The organism is Brevundimonas sp. (assembly GCF_036676055.1).
GTDB lineage: Bacteria > Pseudomonadota > Alphaproteobacteria > Caulobacterales > Caulobacteraceae > Brevundimonas.
Genome location: NZ_JAKFDS010000017.1, coordinates 1 through 19,015, shown reverse-complemented (window position 1 = coordinate 19,015; position 19,015 = coordinate 1). Strand labels below are relative to the sequence as shown.

Annotated in this window: 17 protein-coding genes and 1 pseudogene; 6 read left to right on the top strand and 12 right to left on the bottom strand. The window is 69.2% G+C overall.

The window, feature by feature from the left end; genetic code table 11:
* Positions 1-58 precede the first annotated feature (58 nt).
* Positions 59-328 (top strand): hypothetical protein, encoded by a 270-nt coding sequence (locus V6M45_RS03145; protein ID WP_332653947.1) that lies wholly within the window; start codon positions 59-61, stop codon positions 326-328.
* A 29-nt stretch (positions 329-357) separates the two neighbouring features.
* Here V6M45_RS03145 and V6M45_RS03140 read toward each other — a convergent pair whose 3' ends face one another.
* Together V6M45_RS03140 and V6M45_RS03135 are read right to left on the bottom strand one after the other, a co-directional pair.
* The gene (locus V6M45_RS03140; RefSeq protein ID WP_332653946.1) at positions 358-741 is read right to left on the bottom strand and encodes a response regulator transcription factor; all 384 of its coding nucleotides are present in this window, start codon (positions 739-741) and stop codon (positions 358-360) included.
* A gap of 5 nt (positions 742-746) precedes the next feature.
* Complete coding sequence (locus V6M45_RS03135; RefSeq protein WP_332653945.1) at positions 747-1,433, bottom strand: helix-turn-helix domain-containing protein; 687 nt, start codon at positions 1,431-1,433, stop codon at positions 747-749.
* A 160-nt stretch (positions 1,434-1,593) separates the two neighbouring features.
* Between V6M45_RS03135 and V6M45_RS03130 the strand changes: the two genes are divergently transcribed.
* Entirely contained in the window at positions 1,594-2,295 is a 702-nt protein-coding gene (locus tag V6M45_RS03130; protein ID WP_332653944.1) for a Crp/Fnr family transcriptional regulator, read from the top strand.
* 71 nt (positions 2,296-2,366) lie between these two features.
* Here the strand turns inward: V6M45_RS03130 and V6M45_RS03125 are convergent, their stop codons facing one another.
* Together V6M45_RS03125 and V6M45_RS03120 are read right to left on the bottom strand one after the other, a co-directional pair.
* Positions 2,367-2,813 carry a pseudoazurin gene (locus tag V6M45_RS03125; protein WP_332653942.1) on the bottom strand — a complete coding sequence of 149 codons (447 nt, stop codon included), beginning with the start codon at positions 2,811-2,813 and terminating at the stop codon, positions 2,367-2,369.
* Between the two features lie 64 nt (positions 2,814-2,877).
* Positions 2,878-3,516, bottom strand: coding sequence for a hemerythrin domain-containing protein (locus tag V6M45_RS03120; RefSeq protein ID WP_332653940.1), 639 nt, complete (start codon positions 3,514-3,516; stop codon positions 2,878-2,880).
* Between the two features lie 116 nt (positions 3,517-3,632).
* On the opposite strand from V6M45_RS03120, the gene V6M45_RS03115 reads away from it, so the two are divergent.
* Positions 3,633-5,873: an adenosylcobalamin-dependent ribonucleoside-diphosphate reductase gene (locus tag V6M45_RS03115; protein ID WP_332653938.1), complete on the top strand. Its 2,241-nt coding sequence runs from the start codon at positions 3,633-3,635 to the stop codon at positions 5,871-5,873.
* Between the two features lie 33 nt (positions 5,874-5,906).
* Here V6M45_RS03115 and V6M45_RS03110 read toward each other — a convergent pair whose 3' ends face one another.
* The 8 genes from V6M45_RS03110 to V6M45_RS03075 form a co-directional block, all read right to left on the bottom strand.
* Positions 5,907-7,103 carry an alginate export family protein gene (locus V6M45_RS03110; RefSeq protein WP_332653937.1) on the bottom strand — a complete coding sequence of 399 codons (1,197 nt, stop codon included), beginning with the start codon at positions 7,101-7,103 and terminating at the stop codon, positions 5,907-5,909.
* A 76-nt stretch (positions 7,104-7,179) separates the two neighbouring features.
* Positions 7,180-8,220, bottom strand: a complete 1,041-nt coding sequence (nirK, locus tag V6M45_RS03105) for a copper-containing nitrite reductase (RefSeq protein WP_332653936.1) — start codon at positions 8,218-8,220, stop codon at positions 7,180-7,182.
* Positions 8,221-8,497: 277 nt separating this feature from the next.
* On the bottom strand, positions 8,498-10,267 hold the full coding sequence (locus tag V6M45_RS03100) for a pyridoxal phosphate-dependent decarboxylase family protein (RefSeq protein ID WP_332653935.1): 1,770 nt from the start codon (positions 10,265-10,267) through the stop codon (positions 8,498-8,500).
* A 32-nt stretch (positions 10,268-10,299) separates the two neighbouring features.
* Positions 10,300-10,749, bottom strand: a complete 450-nt coding sequence (locus V6M45_RS03095) for a YbaN family protein (RefSeq protein ID WP_332653933.1) — start codon at positions 10,747-10,749, stop codon at positions 10,300-10,302.
* A gap of 50 nt (positions 10,750-10,799) precedes the next feature.
* Positions 10,800-11,981 carry an NnrS family protein gene (locus tag V6M45_RS03090; RefSeq protein ID WP_332653932.1) on the bottom strand — a complete coding sequence of 394 codons (1,182 nt, stop codon included), beginning with the start codon at positions 11,979-11,981 and terminating at the stop codon, positions 10,800-10,802.
* 75 nt (positions 11,982-12,056) lie between these two features.
* Positions 12,057-14,339: a nitric-oxide reductase large subunit gene (locus tag V6M45_RS03085; RefSeq protein ID WP_332653931.1), complete on the bottom strand. Its 2,283-nt coding sequence runs from the start codon at positions 14,337-14,339 to the stop codon at positions 12,057-12,059.
* Positions 14,340-14,471: 132 nt separating this feature from the next.
* The gene (gene hemN / locus V6M45_RS03080; protein ID WP_332653930.1) at positions 14,472-15,836 is read right to left on the bottom strand and encodes an oxygen-independent coproporphyrinogen III oxidase; all 1,365 of its coding nucleotides are present in this window, start codon (positions 15,834-15,836) and stop codon (positions 14,472-14,474) included.
* Positions 15,837-15,862: 26 nt separating this feature from the next.
* Positions 15,863-16,552 (bottom strand): alternative oxidase, encoded by a 690-nt coding sequence (locus V6M45_RS03075; RefSeq protein WP_332653929.1) that lies wholly within the window; start codon positions 16,550-16,552, stop codon positions 15,863-15,865.
* 116 nt (positions 16,553-16,668) lie between these two features.
* On the opposite strand from V6M45_RS03075, the gene V6M45_RS03070 reads away from it, so the two are divergent.
* The 3 genes and pseudogenes from V6M45_RS03070 to V6M45_RS03060 form a co-directional block, all read left to right on the top strand.
* Positions 16,669-18,189, top strand: a complete 1,521-nt coding sequence (locus V6M45_RS03070; protein ID WP_442880526.1) for a PAS domain-containing sensor histidine kinase — start codon at positions 16,669-16,671, stop codon at positions 18,187-18,189.
* The gene (fixJ, locus tag V6M45_RS03065) at positions 18,179-18,784 is read left to right on the top strand and encodes a response regulator FixJ (RefSeq protein ID WP_332653928.1); all 606 of its coding nucleotides are present in this window, start codon (positions 18,179-18,181) and stop codon (positions 18,782-18,784) included. The genes V6M45_RS03070 and fixJ overlap by 11 nt, the downstream gene beginning before the upstream one ends.
* 107 nt (positions 18,785-18,891) lie before the next feature.
* Positions 18,892-19,015, top strand: a pseudogene (locus V6M45_RS03060) (5-aminolevulinate synthase); the annotation flags it as partial.

Below are 19,015 nucleotides of genomic sequence, written 5' to 3'. Positions count from 1 at the left end.
CGCCAACGCAAAGCCTGCGATTGAAAAGTGGTGTCCAAAACCCATCAGGAGAGTTCTGATGCACGACAGCGACACCCGGCAAACCATGGCGCTCGGCACTGCCCTGATCACGGCTGGCGCCATGCTGGCGGCGGCGGCGATCGTCGGCGGCCTGGCCGCCATCAGCCACATGGAAGGCGCGGCTGCCCTGTGCGGGCCCGAAACCAGTCATTGCATTCTGTGCGTCGTTTCCGCCGCGAGCCTGCTGGCGTCCCTGGGCGTGGTCGGCGCCGGCGTGATGCTGCGCCGCAGCGTCCGACTGGACCCGTCCGTCGCCGCACGCGGCTGAATCCGGGCGGAAATGCCTCGCTGCTGGAGTCAGGCCTCGTTGGCGAGCGCGCTTCGCACTGCGGTCAGCAGGGCGTCCGTCAGCAAGGGTTTTTCGATGATCGGAACCCCGGCCGTCGCTGCGCGGGCCCTGAGAAGGGTGCGGGGATTGGTCGTGATCAGGACCGCCGGCATGCGCACGCCCCTCGCCCGCAACCGGTCGAGCAACTCCAGCCCGTCCGCACCGGGCAGGTTGTAGTCCAGAATCAGGCAGCCTTTCTGCGGCAGGTCGTCGGACGCCAGCAGGCTTTCGGCGTCGCTGTAGCTGCGCACATCCAGGCCCTCGAGATCGAAGGAGAACTGCACCGCGTGCGCGACTGCGGGGTCGTCATCCACAAGGAGAACGGCCGGACGCGATTCAGGTGAGGCAGACATCGGAGTCACGCGCAGATGGATTCCAGACGGCCGCGCTGCAGCAGGCGCACGTGCCGGGTTGAGCGGGCCTCGATCAGCCCGTCGGTCTGCAGTTGGGACAGGGTCCTGGAAACGGTGTGTATGGTGAGGCCGACATGGTCGGCGATGTCCTGCCGCGTCATCGGAAGATCGATGAACTCCGGGTGTCCCAGCCGTTCGGCGAAGTCCAGCAGAAAGGCGACGACGCGTTCGGTGGCGGCCTGACGGGCCAGGATCAGGGCGTGATCCTCGCTCCGCTGGACGGCCCGGACCGTGACCTGCCACAGGGCCCGCGCCAGACCGATGTCGGTGGCGGCGCGCTCCGCAAGCTCCGCGCGCTCTATCGCCGTGGCGTGGACCGTGCTCAGGGCCTCCGCCGTGTTCGAATGCTCGACGCCCGCTTCCAGTCCGACAAAATCCCCGGGCAGATGGAAGCCGGTGACCTGACGACGGCCGTCGCTGAGAAGCCGGTAGCTGACCACCGCCCCCTTCAGCACGCGATAGACCAGGCGAACCGCATCCCCCTGGCGAAACAGCTGCTCGCCCGGCGCGAAGGGCGACCGGGGGGCCGCCGACGCGTTGGCGAAGACGGCGCACAAATGGCAGTCCGCCGACTCCGCACGAGGGATGGCGATCGGCTGTTCCGTGATTTCGCAGATGCGGAGGGCGGGCATTGAAAAGGGGTCCGGTCAACTTGAGCCGGCACACTAGAGCCCGCCCCCTCCCCGCCGATATTCGGGAGTGCCCCCTAGGGGGTTTTCCGGAGTCGACGGCGGCGGCGCGGGCGTCTCTGCTTCGATGGCCGTCGCTGCCGTCGGCGCGAAGACACGCCCCATGCCCATCGCCTTTGACATCGAGATCCTGAGGCGTTCGGAGATGTTCGCCGGTCTGGCTCCCGACGCGCTTCAGGCCGTCGTCGCCGCCGGCTCGGTTCGGCGCCTGTCGGCGGGGACCCGCGTCTTCGCCCAGGGCGACCCCGGCGTCAGCGGCCACAGCCTGCTGGAGGGACGGGTCAAGATCGTCCAGACCAAGGCCGATGGCGCCCAGGCGGTTCTGCGCTTCATCGGGCCGGGCGAGATGTACGGCACCGTCGCCGCCCTGATGAACCAGGCCTTTCCCGCCGACGCGGTCGCCGTCGTCGACAGCGTGGAGATCTGGTGGACCATCCCCGCCCTGCGCCAGCTGATCCGGCAACACCCCGAGATCGGACTGCGCTCGACCGCGGCCGCCGGCGCGCGCCTGATGGATCTCCAGAGCCGGATGGGCGAACTGACGGGCGAGCGGGTGGAGCAGCGCATCGCGCGCACCCTGCTGCGGCTGATGGAGAAGGCCGGACGCCCCACCAGTGCAGGCGTCGAAATCGACTTCCCCATCACCCGTCAGGATCTCGCCGAGATGGCCGGGTCGACCCTGCATACGGTCAGCCGCACCCTGGCGGCGCTGGACCAGCGCGGCGTGACGGGAAGCGCCCGCCGCCGGATCGTCGTGCGGGACCCGCGCGCCCTCTCGCAACTGGCGGAAACCGGCGTCGGCTGATCGTCGGCGGCCTGTATCCATCGCATGAAGGCCGGCCCGTGACGGCCGGCCCCCATCCTCATCGGACCCGATCAGCGAATCCGCGTCAGCATCTCGGTGAAGCGCCGGCGGGCGACCGGCGGGGTCCGCGCGACAGCGGTGCGCACAGCGTCCACGTTCGATCCGGCGGGCCCGACCTGGATCAGTCCGACCATGCCCATGCTGTAGTGCGGCGCGCACTTCACGCCATAGACCCCCGGCTGGGTCACGCGCAGGACGAACTCACGGCCCATCGGGCCCCGCTGGACCGTCGCACCGGCGGGGATCATCCCGGCGATCGTTTCGGCGTTGTGGCCCGGGTCGGTGGGCACGAAGCGGATGGTGTCGCCGGGACGGGCCTGCACGACGGCGGGAGAGAAGACCATGGCCCCGCCGGGACCGCGGTTGAGCATCTGCACCGTATGTTCGGCCGCCGCGGCCTGACCTGCGGCGATCAGCGCCGCACTGGCGCAGACGATGGGGAGAAGTTTCCGGAACATGACCTGGACTTTCAAGGTTGATGCGCGAGAGGTTCGCGACATGGCCTCGTTCTAGTCTTCGCCTTCAGGCGAACGTTGCGGTCGAACAAACACAACCCTCCGTAGATTCCCGGATGCTGCGCGAAAAGAGCTCGCGTTCTTCCAGCCTCGTCTGCTCCCGGATATCGACGTCGATCTTGCAGCACAGGACATACAGCACCCGCCAGCTGGCGCAGGCCTCGGGCGGAGCCTGAAAACCCTGGGTCAGGGCGAGCACGCGGTCGAGGTTCGCATGAATCCCGGCGTGCTCGGCTTCCATCATCCTCACAGCCTCCGCCGCCCCCGGCCCGCCGGCCAGCAGCATCGGAAAGACCACGGCGTCCTCGCGCTGCTGGTGGTGCTCGACCGCCTCCAGAATCTCGATCAGGTGATCGGACAGGCCGTGCGGCCAGAGGTCGTCGCCGCTGTGCGCCGTCTCGCAAGCCGTCGCCAGGGCGATCGCATCCCCGATCACGTCCACCAGGGCATGGTGATACCGGTCCCGGATATGGCGAACCAGCCGGGTGGCGTCGGAGGGCGGTGCGGCTTCGTCGTGCTGCAGGCGCGCGAGACTGTCGTACAGGGCGCGACGGTCGATCCGCTCGCAATCCGACACGCCCCAGCGCCGCAGGGCGCCCGGATCGGCGGCGGGAATCAGATCGAGGCGCTCGGGCTGCGGTCGCATGGACTCATCTCTCCGTGACGCGCACCGAATGAGCGGCCTCTTCCCTCCCGTCGTTGCGCCGGGACAATCCGCGCGCCGGCGGAATCGGCGACTCTCCGGCGGGAAGGAGACTGCTCATGGCGTTCGACAACCCGCTCGCGGCCGACATCTGGTCCAGCAAATATCGCTTCAGCCCGGCGGAGGGCGTCGGCGACGATACGGTCGAACAGACCTGGGCCCGGGTGGCGGCGGCCATCGCCGAGGCCGAGACGCCGAAGCTGAGGCGTCACTGGCGCGAGCGGTTCGCCGAAACCCTGTCCGACTTCCAGTTCCTGCCCGCCGGGCGGATCATGGCCGGGGCCGGCACCGGCCGCGCCGTGACCCTGTTCAACTGCTTTGTCATGGGCACGGTGCCCGACGACCTGAACGGCATCTTCGAGGCCGTGCGCGAGGCCGCCGTGACCATGCAGCAGGGCGGCGGCGTCGGCATGGACTTCTCGACCATCCGTCCGTCGGGCGCGCCGGTGAAAGGCGTCGGCGCCGACGCCTCCGGCCCGCTCAGCTTCATGGACGTGTGGGATTCCATGTGCCGCACCATCCTGTCGGCCGGCCAGCGTCGCGGCGCCATGATGGGCTGTCTGCGCATCGACCACCCGGACATCGAGGCCTTCATCGACGCGAAGCGCGACCCGGCCCGGCTGCGGAATTTCAATGTCTCGGTGCTGGTCCCCGACGCCTTCATGCGGGCCCTTGAAGCCGGGACTGACTGGCCGCTGACGTTTGCCGGCGAGACGTACCGGACCGTGCCGGCGCGCGACCTGTGGGCCCGGCTGATGCAGGCCACCTATGACGTCGCCGAACCGGGCGTGATCTTCATCGACCGGGTCAACGAGCGAAACAACCTCGCCGGCGTCGAGACCATTTCCGCCAGCAACCCGTGCGGCGAACAGATGCTGCCGCCCTACGGCGCCTGCCTGCTGGGGTCGATCAATCTGGCGCGGCTGGTCAACAATCCGTTCGAGCCCGGGGCGAGCCTCGACGAGGAGCGGCTGGGCGAGCTGACGCGCGTCGCCATCCGCTTCCTCGACAACGTCATCGACGTCTCGCGCTTCCCGCTGGAGGCCCAGGCCGGGGAGGCGCGGGCCAAGCGACGGCTGGGCCTCGGCGTCACCGGCCTCGCCGACGCCCTTGTGTTCTGCGGCGTCCCCTATGGCGAGGAGGAGGCGGCGGACCTGACCCGGCGCTGGCTGGGCGTCATCAAGCGCGAGGCCTATCGCGCCTCGGCCGAACTGGCGGGCGAGAAGGGCCCCTACCCGCTCTACGATCCCTCGGTGCTGGACCGGCCCAACCTGCTGGAGCTCGACGAGGAGACCCGGGCCCTGATCGCCCGGCACGGCCTGCGCAACGGCTGCCTGACCTCGATCGCCCCGACCGGCACCACCTCGCTGATGGCCGGCAACGTCTCGTCGGGCGTCGAGCCGGTGTTCGCTTTCGCCTACACCCGCAAGGTGCTGCAGCCCGACGGCTCGAAGCGCGAGGAGGCGGTCGAGGACTACGCCCTGACCGTCTGGAAGCGGCTGCATGGCGACGCTCCGCCCCCCGCGGATTCCTTCGTCACCGCCCAGACCCTGACCCCGGCCCAGCACCTGCGCATGCAGGCCGCGGCGCAGCAGATGGTCGACAGCTCGATCTCCAAGACCGTCAACTGCCCCGAGGACATCGCTTTCGACGATTTCGCAGACGTCTACGTCGAGGGCTGGCGGCTGGGCTGCAAGGGTCTGACGACCTATCGGCCCAACGCGGTCACCGGCTCGGTGCTGTCGGCCACGCCGGCCGCCACGCCCGCCCCACCGCCTCCCACCGAAATCCGCCTGAGCCCGCGGCCCGAGGCCCTGACCGGCTCGACCTACAAGATCAAATGGCCGGACAGCCCGCACGCCGTCTACGTCACCCTCAATGACGTCGACGGTCCGGACGGCCCGCGCCCGTTCGAAATCTTCGTCAACTCCAAGAACATGGAGCACTACGCCTGGACCCTGGGCCTGACGCGGATGATCTCGGCCGTGTTCCGGCGCGGCGGCGACGTCTCCTTCGTCGCGGACGAGTTGAAAGCGGTATTCGACCCGCGCGGCGGCGGCTGGCTGAACGGCCGCTATGTGCCGTCCCTGCTGGCGGCGATCGGCGGGGTGATCGAGCGCCACCTGGCCCGGGACGCAGCCGCCTGCGCTGAGCATGAGCCCGAGGGCGCCGCTCCGCCCCCCGCGGCGACAGCCACGGCGGGGTCCAAAGCCTGCTGCCCGCGCTGCGGGACGCCCGGCCTGGTGCGCAAGGAAGGCTGCGACACCTGTTTCGAGTGCGGCTATTCGAAATGCGGCTAGGCTGAACCGGAGGGGACGGCCACGTCCCCTCCGTCAGTAGCGATATTCGAGGATCAGCCAGCCCTTGTCGGCGTCCCCGAACGCGGGATGGTCGCCGTCAAAATGCGCCGCCTTTAGTTCCACCGACCAATGGGCGTCGATGGGCAGGGCGGCCGACAGGTCCAGCTCCCGGCCCAGGTCGAAGGCGCCGTCGGCGTCGTGGAAGGCATGCGCCTCGGCGGTCAGGCGAAGCGTGCGACCCCACGCCGGGACCCCGACATGGCCGCGCAGGAACAGGTCGCGGACGCCGAACGCCGGCGTCGTCGTGATGACGTCTGACCAGCCGAGGAAGCCGTGACCCGTGCCCAGCGGCGTCTGGAAGCCCGAGACCCCGTCCCCGTCGAACCGCTCATAGCCCAGACCGGCGGACCAGCGCGGCGTCTGCACCCCGACGGCCATCGCCTGGAAATCCAGCGAATAATCTGCCGGGTTGGCGCCATTGTCGGACTGCACCGCATATTCGCCGGCCCAGGTCAGCGACAGGTCGCCGGCTATCGGACGCGACCCGGCCAGCCGCGCCCCGACCGTGGTCGAGGACCCGGCGGGCGCATTGTCCAGATCGATGGCGAGGCCGAAACCGCTCAGCCGGCCGACGGGCGTATCCGTCTCGACCTGCAGCAGGTGGATGTCGCCCCGCCAGACCCCCTGGACGTGTTCGTGGCCGAGCGGGCGCTGGACCCGGTCCGCGAAGACCCAGGTCAGGGTCACCGGTTTCAGCGCCGTGCTGACGACCCGAACGGCGTCGAAAGTCTGTTCGTTCTGGCGCCATGCGGAATTTCCGACGAACCGGCCGTTGCCTACGATCAGCCGCTGCCGCCCGACGGTGACCTCCGTGCCCGGCGCGCCGGTCCAGCGGACCTGCGCGCGATTCAGCTCCAGGGTCTCGCCGTCCGCCACAGCCGGACGGCCGGGAACCGGGTCGACCGGCGCGGAGTAGCGGTCATCCAGCACCGCCACGCCCTCCCCTTCGACCAGCAGCTGCAGCCCACGCGCCGTGGGCGAACGCCAGCCCAGTCGCGTCCTCAGGGTCAGGGCGTGAGCCCGCTCCATGAAGCCCGCCTGTTCGACCGTCTCGCTGCGCAGTCGGGTCTCGACCAGCACGCGGGCGTCGGCCTCGGCCGTCTGCGCGGCGGCGGCGGTCGGCGTCGCAACCAGCATCAGGGCCAGCGCCGCTGAGGGCTTGATGGGCATGGGATCTCTCCAGCTCAAAAAAAGGCGGCCGCCGGAGATCTCCCCGACGGCCGCAGTTCGCACACCAGACTGGCGGCTAGTGTTCCATGTGGTTGTGGGCTTCCGGAGCGCCGCGGAAGATGTCCGGGTTCTGCGGTCCGGTGACCTCGATGATGCCGGCGGCGCCGCGGTCGACCCGGCTCAGGGCGTGATCGACCATGATGTAGCTGCCGGGCACCTCGAACTTCAGGTCCACCACCGTCGCGCCGCCCGGAGGCACCAGCACCGTCTGCACATCGGTGATCGGAGGGCTGGTCAACGAAGCGTCGCGATACACCTTGTCGAAAATCTCGCCGATGACGTGGAAGCTGGAGATCTTGTTCGGGCCGCCGACGCCGAAGTAGATGCGGGCCGTATCGCCGACCTCGGCCTTGAGGGCGTTGTCCCCGGTCAGGGCCTTGAAGGCGCCGTTCATGACGTAATAGGTCGGCTGTTCATTGAGCAGCTTTTCGACGCTCTCGGTCAGCAGGCCCGGCGTGCCCTGCTCTTCCTCGGTGTAGAGTTCGCCCTGCATCACATAGAATTCGTGATCCACCGCCGGCAGTCCGCCCTCCGGCTCGACCAGGATCAGGCCGTACATGCCGTTGGCGATGTGCTGGGCCACCATCGGCGTGGCGCAGTGGTAGACGTACAGACCGGGTTGCAGCGCCCTGAAGGTGAAGGACTTGGATTCGCCAGGGTTGGCGTTGGTCGCCGCCGCCCCTCCGCCGGGGCCGGTCACGGCGTGGAAGTCGACGTTGTGCATCATCACGCTGCTGGCGGCGTTGGTCATGTTGACCTCGACCGTGTCGCCGACACGGACCCGGACGAAGGGCCCGGGGACCTTATTGTTGTAGGTCCAGTAGGTGTAGCTGGTGCCGTCCTCCAGCTGGCCGATCACCTCGGTGGTCTCCAGACCGACCACATGGTGGCGCGGGCTGTTGGCGGTCAGCGGGGCAGGCAGGTCGGTGGCGCTGCGGATGATGTTGACGGCCGCGGCCGGCGCGGCGGCTTCGGCCTCTTGGGCGAAAACGACTCCTGGAGCCGTAGCGGCCATAGCCAGGACGGCGGCGCTGGTGAGAAGAGCGATCAGTTTCATGTTCAGTCCCCGTGGGCGCTTGCTCGGCCCCGATGGGAAGGGTCTAGGAGCCCGCCTGGCGCGAGACATTGCGCGGGCACAACCTTCCGGGACCCCGGGCCGACATGCCGCAGGCGGACCACCGAGCTGGGAAACAATCTTGTGCAATTTCAATTATATAAGTCGCCTCCATGGCTTCACCTCGCGGCCTCCGGGCATTCCCGCATAGGGTTCCTACGTAGGCCGAAAGACCGGCTCCGGCGGTCGTTTCGGTCTCGGAGGCCCGCGCCGCGCGGCCTCAGGCCGCCTCGAGGTCCCGGCCGAGACCTTCACGGACCAGGGCGATGAACGACGGGATCAGGGCGGCCCGGTACTCGGGCGCGGCCCAGTAGGGGTTCATGAAGACGCAGCGGACCAGCACCATGCCCGGGGCGTCGATGGCGCCCCCGAAGCCACTGACGTGGCGCGCGATGACCGAGGCGTAGTCCGCTCCCAGGGTGGTCTTGGAGACCGAGAACTCCGGCGACTGGTGGATGCGCTCGAACAGGGCCGCGGTGCGCCTGTTGGCGCTGGACAGGCTCTCGCCCGGCGCGGCGAGGGAGAAGCAGACGATGTTGGCGTCGGCAGGTTCGAGGAAGCGAACCTCCGGAACGGCCTCGCCGAGCGCGGCCTCGAACGCCTGGCGGGCCCGCACCGTCTCGGCCAGCAGCGCCCCCATGCCGTCCGGGCCAAAACCGATGGTCCGTCCGCTCAGCCAGACCGCCGCCGCCCCGGCCGCCGATCGCGACCCTTCCAGCGTCGACGACCATTTGCCGTCGCCCAGCTCGGGCCGGTCCAGATAGGGGGCGTCGAAAGCCGAAACCGCATAGCGGGCCGTGTCCCGCGTCAGGAAGGCCCCGCAAGCGTACGGCACATAGCCCAGCTTGTGCGGGTCGATGGTCACCGAGTCCGCCCGGCCGATCGCCCGCAGCGCCGCGGCGCTGGCGGGTGTCAGCACAGCCTCGTCCGGCCCGCCGAGAATCGCGCACAGGAAGCCGCCATAGGCCGCGTCGACGTGCCGCCAGACATGCAGGCCCCGTTCGCTTTCCCAACGTTCCAGACGGTCATGCAGGACGTCGATCGGGTCGATCTCGCCCGTCTCGGTGGTGCCGGCCACGCCGACCGCCATCAGCACCGGCCGCCCCTCGGCCTCGGCCCGCTGCATCAGTCGCTCAAGATCGTCGACGTCGAGACGCCCGTCGGCGTCCAGCCCCACGGCCCACAGCGACTCCTCGCCCAGCCCGAACAGGTTGGCTGCCTTGGACCAGGAATAATGCTTGTTGCCGGGAACCAGCATCACCGGCCCCATATAGTCCCGTCCGGCGGCGCGGCTGATCCGGCGCCAGACATCGGCGGGCACGCCGACCGCGGCGCTGCAGCGGCGCAGGACCGCGTCGGTCAGACCGTGTTCGGCCCACAGCGCACGGAACCGGTCCCAGCCCATATGGGCCGAGGCGAAGACGTCGAGGGGTTCGCCGGTCGTCTCGGCGATGTGCAGGCCGAGGCTGAGCCAGTGGTCGAGCCGATAGCGGGCGCGCCACACCGCCTCGAAATTGGCCACCGTGCCGCCGGAAGTGAAATGCCCCTCGGCCTTCGCCGGGTCGTAGCCGACCATGGTCGCCAGCATGGCGATGGCCTCGGCCTCGATCACCGTGCCGACCTTGCTGGCTTCACGCGAGGTGTTGTTCGGATTGTGCAGCATCGCCGCCAGCCAGCCCAGCAGCGCCGGCAGCGACACCTCCGCCTTCATATGGCCGATGTAGCGGGGCGTATAGGTCGGGGTCTCGGCGGTCAGGGCCTCGCATAGCTCGGCCAGTTCGCGGGACAGGATCTCCCTCCGCTCCAGCCGTCCGGGCGACAGCCGATCGGCGGGCCCGACCAGGCAGGGGTCGTCGGCGAACAGGTGTTTGCGCCAGTCGAACCACTGATCCAGCACCGCCTGGAACTCGCCCCGAACCCAGGTCTCGTTCTCCGAGCGGGGACCGGGAAAATAGGCGCCGGCGACCACGGCGGCGGGGGACAGGCTCATGGAATCTCCTGGGGAGTATCGACGGGGCGCGCTCAGGACGGGCGGGTCAGGATCCAGCCGCCCACACAGGCCAGCGCCAGTCCGGCGGCGGCGGTGACGGCCAGACCGGCCCCGGCGGCGTGGATCATCAGGCCGCTGAGCGGCAGGGAGCCGAGGGCGACCGCCTTGGCCCCGCGCGGGATGGCGCGACGCTCCTCCCAAGCCCTCAGAGGCGGCCCGAGCCGGGGATGGGCGCGCAGCCAGGTCTCAAGCCGCGGCGAAGACCGGGCGAAGGCCCAGACCGCGATCAGCAGGAAGGGAGTGGCCGGCACGATGGGCAAAACCACGCCCGCCATGCCCAGCGCCGTCGCGGCGAGGCCCAGCGCCCGAAGCGCCCCCCGCCGGTCGCCCGGCTGCGAGGGCGAGCATTGGCACTCCCCGTAGCAGCAGAGGTCCGTCGGACACGGCCGGTCGTCGCAGCCATGGAGCGCTGGATGGATCATGCCGGAGTCGTCCCATGAACCCGCGACGGCCGCCTTGCGCGCGCGCAAAGTCACAGCGACCGCCTCCACAGCATGGGCCCGTAGACAGTCACGAAGCCCGCGAAGGCCAGCGCCCAGAGCGTCGCCGACACCGTCAGCAGGGCGATAGTCCATTCCGTCAGGAACGGCGCCGACACCCGGACCACCGCCGCCGACAGGATCAGCAGATAGATGGCGGTCGTCGCACGGTCAGCGACACGTGGTCGCCCGGTATGCCCCCGGGTGGCCCGCGTCATCATGGCGAGGGTCTCGACCCCCATGGCTCCGGTGGTCAGGGCGTGGACGCCGGCCGTAAACGGTACGGCGTCGGGAGCCAGCGCGGCCAGTCCGAGCAGGACCACCCCCACGCCCAGCCAGGCGTAGCCGGCGTGGAGAATCCAGACCAGCGCCTCCCGCCGCGCCAGCCAGCCGCGCCAGCGCGCCAGCCGGAGCAGATTGGCCGCCCCGGCGAGGACCATGACCGCGCCGGTCAGCGACGCCCAGGGCGCCGCCACCCAGGCGACCAGCGCCACGGCGGTGAGCGCGAGCACCCCGGCGTCGAAACGATTGAAGGCGGTCGGTCCCCTGGCGATCCCGTGGGCCTGGGTCCAGTTCTGGGTGAAGCTGGGCGTCACCCGCCCGCCGATCAGGGCGATCAGGCCGGTGATGACCGCCACCGCGGCCCGCTCGGCGCCCGGGCCGAACAGCGGGATCTGGTTCCGCAGATGGAAGGCGATGTTGGCCGCCGCCAGCACCGACACCATCAGGCAGACCGGCAGGTTGCGCCGGTTCTTCGCCGCCAGCACCTCGCGCCAGACCAGGGCGGCGAACACCACCAGAAAGGCGCTGTCGATCACCGCGGCGGGAACGGCCATCGACGCCGGCAGGAAGCCCGCCGCCCGGCCCGCGAGCCAAAGGGCGAACAGGCCGACCAGCTTGCCGCCCGTCACCGGCAGGCGGCCGGTCCAGTTGGGCACGGCCGTCAGCAGGAAGCCGGCGATAACCCCCGCCAGGTAGCCGAACAGCATCTCGTGGATGTGCCACAACCGGCCGTCCATGCTCCCGACGGTCCCGTCGCCCAGCGTCATGGACGCCACCCAGACCGGCACGGCGACGGCGGCCCACACGGCCGAGAACAGGAAGAAAGGCCTGAAGCCGAAGCTGAACAGGGGCGGACCGGCGTACTGCCGGATGGACTGGGCGGTCGTGGCCACGGAAGAACTATCCTCTGGAAAAAAGAAAGGGCGGGGAGAGGCGAACCCCTCCCCGCCCCCGACGCTGGCGGCCGGCTACTCCGCCGGCAGCACCGCCGGCTCGGCCGCAGGTTCCCCGACGGGCCTCGGCTTGAGCCCCCCGATCACCAGCCGCGCAGCGAAGATCGCCAAGGTGACGGCCCCCGCCCCGAACACCACGTCGCCCGGGACACGCATCCACACCAGGGTCTGGACCAGCGGCGAGTGCAGCACCGCCGGAGACCGCGCGAACCACATGCCGTGCTCGATGCTGGCGAAGGCCTGCACCACGCCGATCGGCAGCAGCGACAGGAACAGCATCATCGCCAGGCCGATGTTCAGCAGCCAGAACGTCCAGGCCAGCAGCTTGTCGCTCCAGGCCTCACGGCGGGCCAGGCTGCGGAAGCAGAACAGCAGCAGGCCGATCCCCAGCATCCCGTAGACCCCGAACAGGGCCGCGTGGGCGTGGGTCGCCGTCGTGTTCAGGCCCTGGATGTAATAGAGGGCCAGCGGCGGGTTGATCATGAAGCCGAAGACGCCGGCGCCGAGCAGGTTCCAGAAGCCGACCGAGACGAAGAACAGGATCGGCCACTTGTAGGCCTTGACCCACGGGGCGGCCTTCGTATGCCGCCAGTTCTCGAAGGCCTCGAAGCCGACCAGGGCCAGCGGCACGACCTCAAGGGCCGAGAACACCGAGCCGATGGCCATCACCGAGGTGGGCGTGCCGGCGAAATACCAGTGGTGCGCCGTGCCCAGCACCCCGCCGGTCATGAAGACGATGGTGCCGAACACGACCGCGACGTTGGCGATCTGGGCCCGGACCAGTCCGAGGCGGACGAACAGCAGGCTGATCACCGCGGTGGCGAACACTTCGAAGAAGCCCTCGACCCACAGATGGACCACCCACCAGCGCCAGTACTCGACCATGCTGATGTGGGTGTGTTTGCCCCACATGAAGCCGGCCGCATAGAACAGGGCGATAGCGACGGTGGACAGGAACAGGATCACCAGCACCGGCTTGGCCTGGGACTTCTCCCTCAGGGCCGGCCACAGGGCGCGGGTCACCAGCACCAGCCACAGGATCAGGCCCACGAACAGCAGGCTCTGCCAGAAGCGGCCGAGGTCGATGTATTCCCAGCCCTGATGACCAAACCACCAGTTGGTGTCGAGGTCGAAGATCTGCTGCACGCCGAACCATTCGCCGGCCATCGAGCCCAGCACGACGACGACGAGAGCGACCCACAGGACGTTGACGCCGAGGGCCTGGAACCGCGGTTCCTTCCCGGAGACGATCGGGGCGATGTAGAGGCCCGTGCCCAGCCAGGCCGTGGCGATCCAGAACACCGCCAGCTGGGTGTGCCAGGTGCGGGTCACGGCGTAGGGAATCCATTCCGAGATCGGAATGCCGTAGAAGTCATGGCCCTCCACCGAATAGTGGGCGGTGACGGCGCCGAGCCCGACCTGCAGCAGGAACAGGGCGATCACGGTCAGGAAATACTTGCCGGCGGCCTTCATCGAAGGCGTCGGCTTCATGCCGAACAGGGGATCGCCCGAGGGCGGCTCCAGGTGCTCTTCCTTCGGCTGGCGCGCGTGCCAGAAGACCAGGGCGGCGACGCCGAAGATCAGCAGCAGAACGCTGGCCACCGACCAGACGATATTGGCCGGGGTCGGGACGTTGTCGATCAGCGGCTCGTGCGGCCAGTTCGAGGTGTAGGTGATGACGTCGTTCGGACGTTCGGTCCCCGCGCCCCAGCTGGCCCACCAGTAGAAGGCCGAGATCTGGTTGCGGCGGCTGATGTCCGGCACGGCGTTGTTGGCGATGGCGTACTGCTCGCGCAGCGATTCCAGCGCGGGATCGTCGCTCAGCAGGGCGACATAGTGCGCCTTCACCTCGCGCATGGCGGCCGCCCGGTCGGTCGAGACCGTGATGGTGTCGGTCGCCGGGTCATAGGTGTTGGTGCGCATCTCGCGCTTGACCCGGGCCTTCAGCGCCGCCTGACGTTCGACGTCGAGGCTGGCCCAGGACTGGCCGAAGTCGCGCTGCGACCACAGTTCCAGCAGGGCCATGGTTTCGCGGTGCAGCTGGTCGGCGGACCAGTCCGGGGCGACGTAGCCGCCGTGGCCCCAGATCGAGCCGACCTGCTGGCCGCCCATCGACTGCCAGGCCAGCTGTCCGGTCTGGATGTCTTCCCGGGTCAGCAGCACCGCCCCGGTGGTGTCCACGACCTGCGCCGGTATGGGCGGCGCCTGCCGGTTTATCTCCCGTCCCATCATCCCCAACACGGCGAACGACGTCGCCATGATCAGGGCGAGGACGATCCAAAGTCTCTTGGTTGTCATCTCGCGTCATCCTTGCGGCCGCGCGGGGTGTCCCCGGTCAGGCCAATTGAAGCTTCCATCCGTGGTTCAGGGTGACCGGACGTTGTGCGCCGACAAACTCGGGGATTCCCCCAGTGCGGGATGTCCCGGGGGTCACACAGCCCGGGCGTGCCGGCTCGCGGCCACGGGAAGGCGGGCGTCGAAACAGGCCGCGACCACGCGCATGACGCGGTGGGCCTCGGCCGGAATGGTCACGCGGCGGGCCTCGACGCGGCACAGCCCGTCCGCCTGCAGTCGCCCGGCGGCCACAATCGAGGCGTCCAGCGTCGCATCGGCGAAGCCGTGGGCCCGGCAGACCTCGGCCACATCGACCGTGAGGTCGCACATCAGCCGCTCGATCACCGCCGCGCGCAGCTCGTCCTCTGCGTCGACCGCCAGCCGGCGTGCGACCGGCAACCGGCCCGCCTCGACCTCGCGGCCCCAGACATCGGTCGCGCCCGCATTCTGAACGAAACCCTCGGCGAATCGCCCGATCGACGACGGGCCGATCGGGACCAGCACCGGCGCCGGATCGTCGGTGTATCCCTGGAAGTTGCGGCGCAGCGTCCCGGACGCCGCGGCGACCGCCAATGGATCATCCGGCAGGGCGTAGTGATCCAGGCCGATACGGACGTAGCCCGCCGCGCGGAGGGCTTCGTCGGCCGCCTCGGCCTGGGCCCAGCGGCCGTCCCCGTCCGCGAGGTCGGCCTCCTTGATCATCACCTGGTGTTTCTTCATCCACGGCACGTGGGCGTAGCCGAAGACCGCCACCCGGTCCGGTCGCAGGGTGACGGCCGCCTCCGTCGACGCCGCCACATTCTCCGGAGTCTGGCCCGGCAGGCCGTACATCAGGTCGAAATTGATCGCCGACACGCCGGTCTTCCGCAGCCGCTCGTTGGCGGCGGCGACCATGTCGAAGGGCTGGATGCGGTTGACCTTCGCCTGGACCTCCGGGTCGAAGGTCTGGACGCCGAGGCTGACGCGGGTCACCCCGGCCTCGCCGCAGGCGTCGATGAAGGCCTCGGTCAGCATGCCGGGGTCAAGCTCGGCCGCGACCTCGGCGCCGGGTCGCAGGGCGAACCGGTCGGCCATGTGCCGCACCAGGACCCGAAAGTCGTCGGGCGACAGGGCGTTCGGACTGCCGCCCCCGAAATGCAGATGGGCGGCGCCGGCGTGCGGGCCGATCGCGTCGGCCCACAGATCGACCTCAAGCATCAGGGTCTGGAAGAAGGCCCGGACCCGGTCGTACTCGTGGAAGACGCTGGTGTGGCAGCCGCAATACCAGCACAGGCGCTTGCAGAACGGCACATGGACATAGGCCGAGATGGTCTGGTCCGCGCGGGTGGCCCCCAGCCACGCCCGCGCCTCCGCCTCGCCCCCGGCGGTCTCGAAGGCGACCGCCGTCGGATAGCTGGTGTAGCGAGGCAGGTTGCGCTCGGCGTGGGTCCGCCAGGCGGCAGGGAGGGCGCGGGACGACATTCGGGTATCCGGTCTGGTGTTCGTCGTTACGCCGCCGCCTTCCAGTTGGGCTGCAGTTCGACGTGTTCCGGGCACGGCGCGATGGCGATCGGCGCGGCGCCGCACAGTTCGTTGGCGAAGCCGTGGTTGACGTCGCGGTGGTGGGCCTCGTCCGCTCGCACCACCAGCACCACGTCACGCAGCGTCGCGTCGGCCGGCAGGTTCCAGTAGCGTTTGGCGATCTCGGGGGCGGCGACGTTCGGGCTGCGGCCCTCGTCGATCTCGGCCAGATAGTGGGTGTAGCTGACGACCGCCTCTTCTTCGAAATAGCCGACCACCCGGTGCGCCGTCTTCGGCGAGATCAGGTAGAGGCCGAAGAAGAACAGGTAGAAGACCCACTGCACCGCGATCACGACGAAGCGTTCGAACAGGGTCGGATGGCTGATCTCGATGAAGGTCATCAGGTGCATCCGCTCGTTCTCGGCCTCGTCCATCAGGGTGCGGATCCAGCCGTTGTCGTCCTTCATGCGGCGCAGCGCCTTTAGGTGGTTGAGCGTCGCGCCGACCATGCCGGGCACCGCCGCGACCGTTTCCAGCACGATGGCGCGGTGGCCGTAGCGTTTCGCGAAAAACGTGTCGGCGAAGAAACGCAGCGCCTTGACGAAGCCCCAGGCGGTCCGGTCGGACAGGCCCTTCGGGGCGTGGTGGACGGACAGATCAACGAGCGGGGTGGTCATGGCGGGGTCCTTGAAACACTGAACTGGGGGGCCAGCGGCCCGATGGCGACGAAGTAGCGACCTCTCGCCACTGGCGAAATTCGGGGGTTTCACCTACGGGGTGTTGCGGAGGCGCGATGACGATCATTCCCAGGACGACTCTCGAGACCCGGACGCCGTGGGACTGGCTGCTGGCCACGCGCCATACCGGCTACGGTCTTGCGGTCGCGGTGCTGGGCGCGGCGGCGGGGCTGGCCGCGCGGCTGGCGATGACGCCCTTGCTGGAAGACCGGCTGGCCCTGCTGTTCTTCGTGCCGGGCGTCGTCGCCGCCGCAGCCCTGGGGGGCGCAGCGCCCGGCGCCCTGGCGACGGTTCTGGGCCTCGCCTGCGGACTTTATGTCACCTGGTGGACCGGCGTTCTTGCGGTCGGCGATCTGGTCGGCGCGGGAGTTTTCCTTCTGCTGGGCGGGGTGATCACGGCGGGGGGCGAAGCCTTCCAGAACATGCGGTCCCGTTCGGTGGCGGTGCACCGCGACCTGCTGGCCCGCGAAGCGCACCTGCAGTCCATCCTCGCCACCGTGCCCGACGCCATGGTCGTCATCGCCGAGCGGGGAACCATCCAGTCCTTCAGCCCCACCGCCGAACGCCTGTTCGGCTGGGCCGCAGAAGAGGTGATCGGCCAGAACGTGCGGGTCCTGATGCCCGAACCCTACCGTGAGCAGCATGACGGCTACCTCGACCGTTATCTGACCACCGGCGAGCGGCGCATCATCGGCGTCGGCCGGGTCGTGGTCGGCGAGCGCAAGGACGGGTCGACCTTCCCGATGGAGCTGGCGGTGGGCGAGATGATCTCCGGCGACCAGCGCTTCTTCACCGGCTTCGTCCGTGACCTCAGCGAGCGGCAGCAGACCGAACAGCGGCTCCAGGAGCTGCAGTCGGAACTGGTCCATATCTCGCGCCTGACGGCCATGGGGGAGATGGCCTCCGCCCTGGCGCACGAGCTGAACCAGCCGCTGTCGGCCATGGCCAACTACCTGAAGGGCTCGCTGCGTCTGCTGGACGCCGAGACCATCGCCCGGGATCGTCTGAAGGATGCGATTCAGAAGGCCGGCGACCAGGCCCTGCGGGCTGGCGACATCATCCGCCGCCTGCGCGATTTCGTCGCCCGCGGCGAGGCGGAGCGGCGGGTCGAAAGCCTGCCCAAGCTGATCGAGGAAGCGAGCGCCCTCGCGCTCGTCGGGGCCAAGGAACACGGCGTTCGGGTGCTGTTCCGGTTCTCGCCCGAGGTGGACCTGGTGCTGGCCGACAAGGTCCAGATCCAGCAGGTCGTGCTGAACCTGATCCGCAACGCGATCGAGGCGATGGAGGAATCCAAACGCAAGATTCTCGAGGTCCGCCTCGACCCGGTCGCCGACGACCATGCCCAGATCACCGTCGCGGACACCGGCTCCGGCATCAGCCCGGACATCGCCGACCAGTTGTTCCAGCCGTTCGTCACCACCAAACGGACGGGCATGGGCGTCGGCCTGTCGATCTCGCGCACCATCATCGAGGCCCATGGCGGCCGCATCTGGGTCGAGCCGAATCCCGGCGGCGGCACCCGATTCTGTTTTACGCTGCGTTCTGTAGGCGAGGAGGAACTCTACGATGACGAATGAGCCGATCGTCCACGTGGTCGACGACGATCCCGCGATCCGGGATTCACTGGCCTTCCTTCTGGACACCGCGGATCTGGTCTCGAGGACCTATGAGTCCGCCGCGGCCTTGCTGGCCCATGCCGACAACCTGGCCCCGGGCTGTATCGTCACCGACGTGCGCATGCCCGACATGAACGGGCTGGAGATGGTCCGGCGGCTGGCCGAAATGGGCGTGCGCCATCCCGTCATCGTCATGACCGGCCACGCCGACGTGCCGCTGGCGATCGAGGCCGTCCGGGCCGGGGTCAAGGACTTCATCGAAAAGCCGTTCGACGACGAAGCCCTGCTCGCCTCGATCCGCTCGGCCCTCGCCGACCAGGCCGGCAGCGCCGCGCGGGAAGGGCCGGACGCCGAGGTGGTCGAGCGTCTCGCCTCCCTGTCGGCCCGCGAGCGGCAGGTGCTCGAGGGTCTGGTCGCCGGCCGCGCCAACAAGGTGATCGCCTACGATCTCGAAATCAGTCCCCGCACGGTCGAGGTCTACCGCGCCAACGTCATGACCAAGATGCAGGCTCGCAGCCTTTCGGAACTGGTCCGGATGACCATTCTGGCCCGGTAGACCAGCCCCCGGAAGAGTCAGGGCGCCTCCGGTCAGGGGTTTTCCGGAGGTGACGCGGGCGGACCGCAGTGGGAGGAGAAGGACCGATCACCCCGGGGTTCCTCCTGATGTACGACTACAAGGCCGCCTTCCAGACCGCCGTCGAGCAGGTCAAGAGCGAGGGGCGCTACCGCGTCTTCGCCGATCTGAAGCGCGTGTGCGGCCAGTTTCCGAAGGCGATCCGGCGCCGCG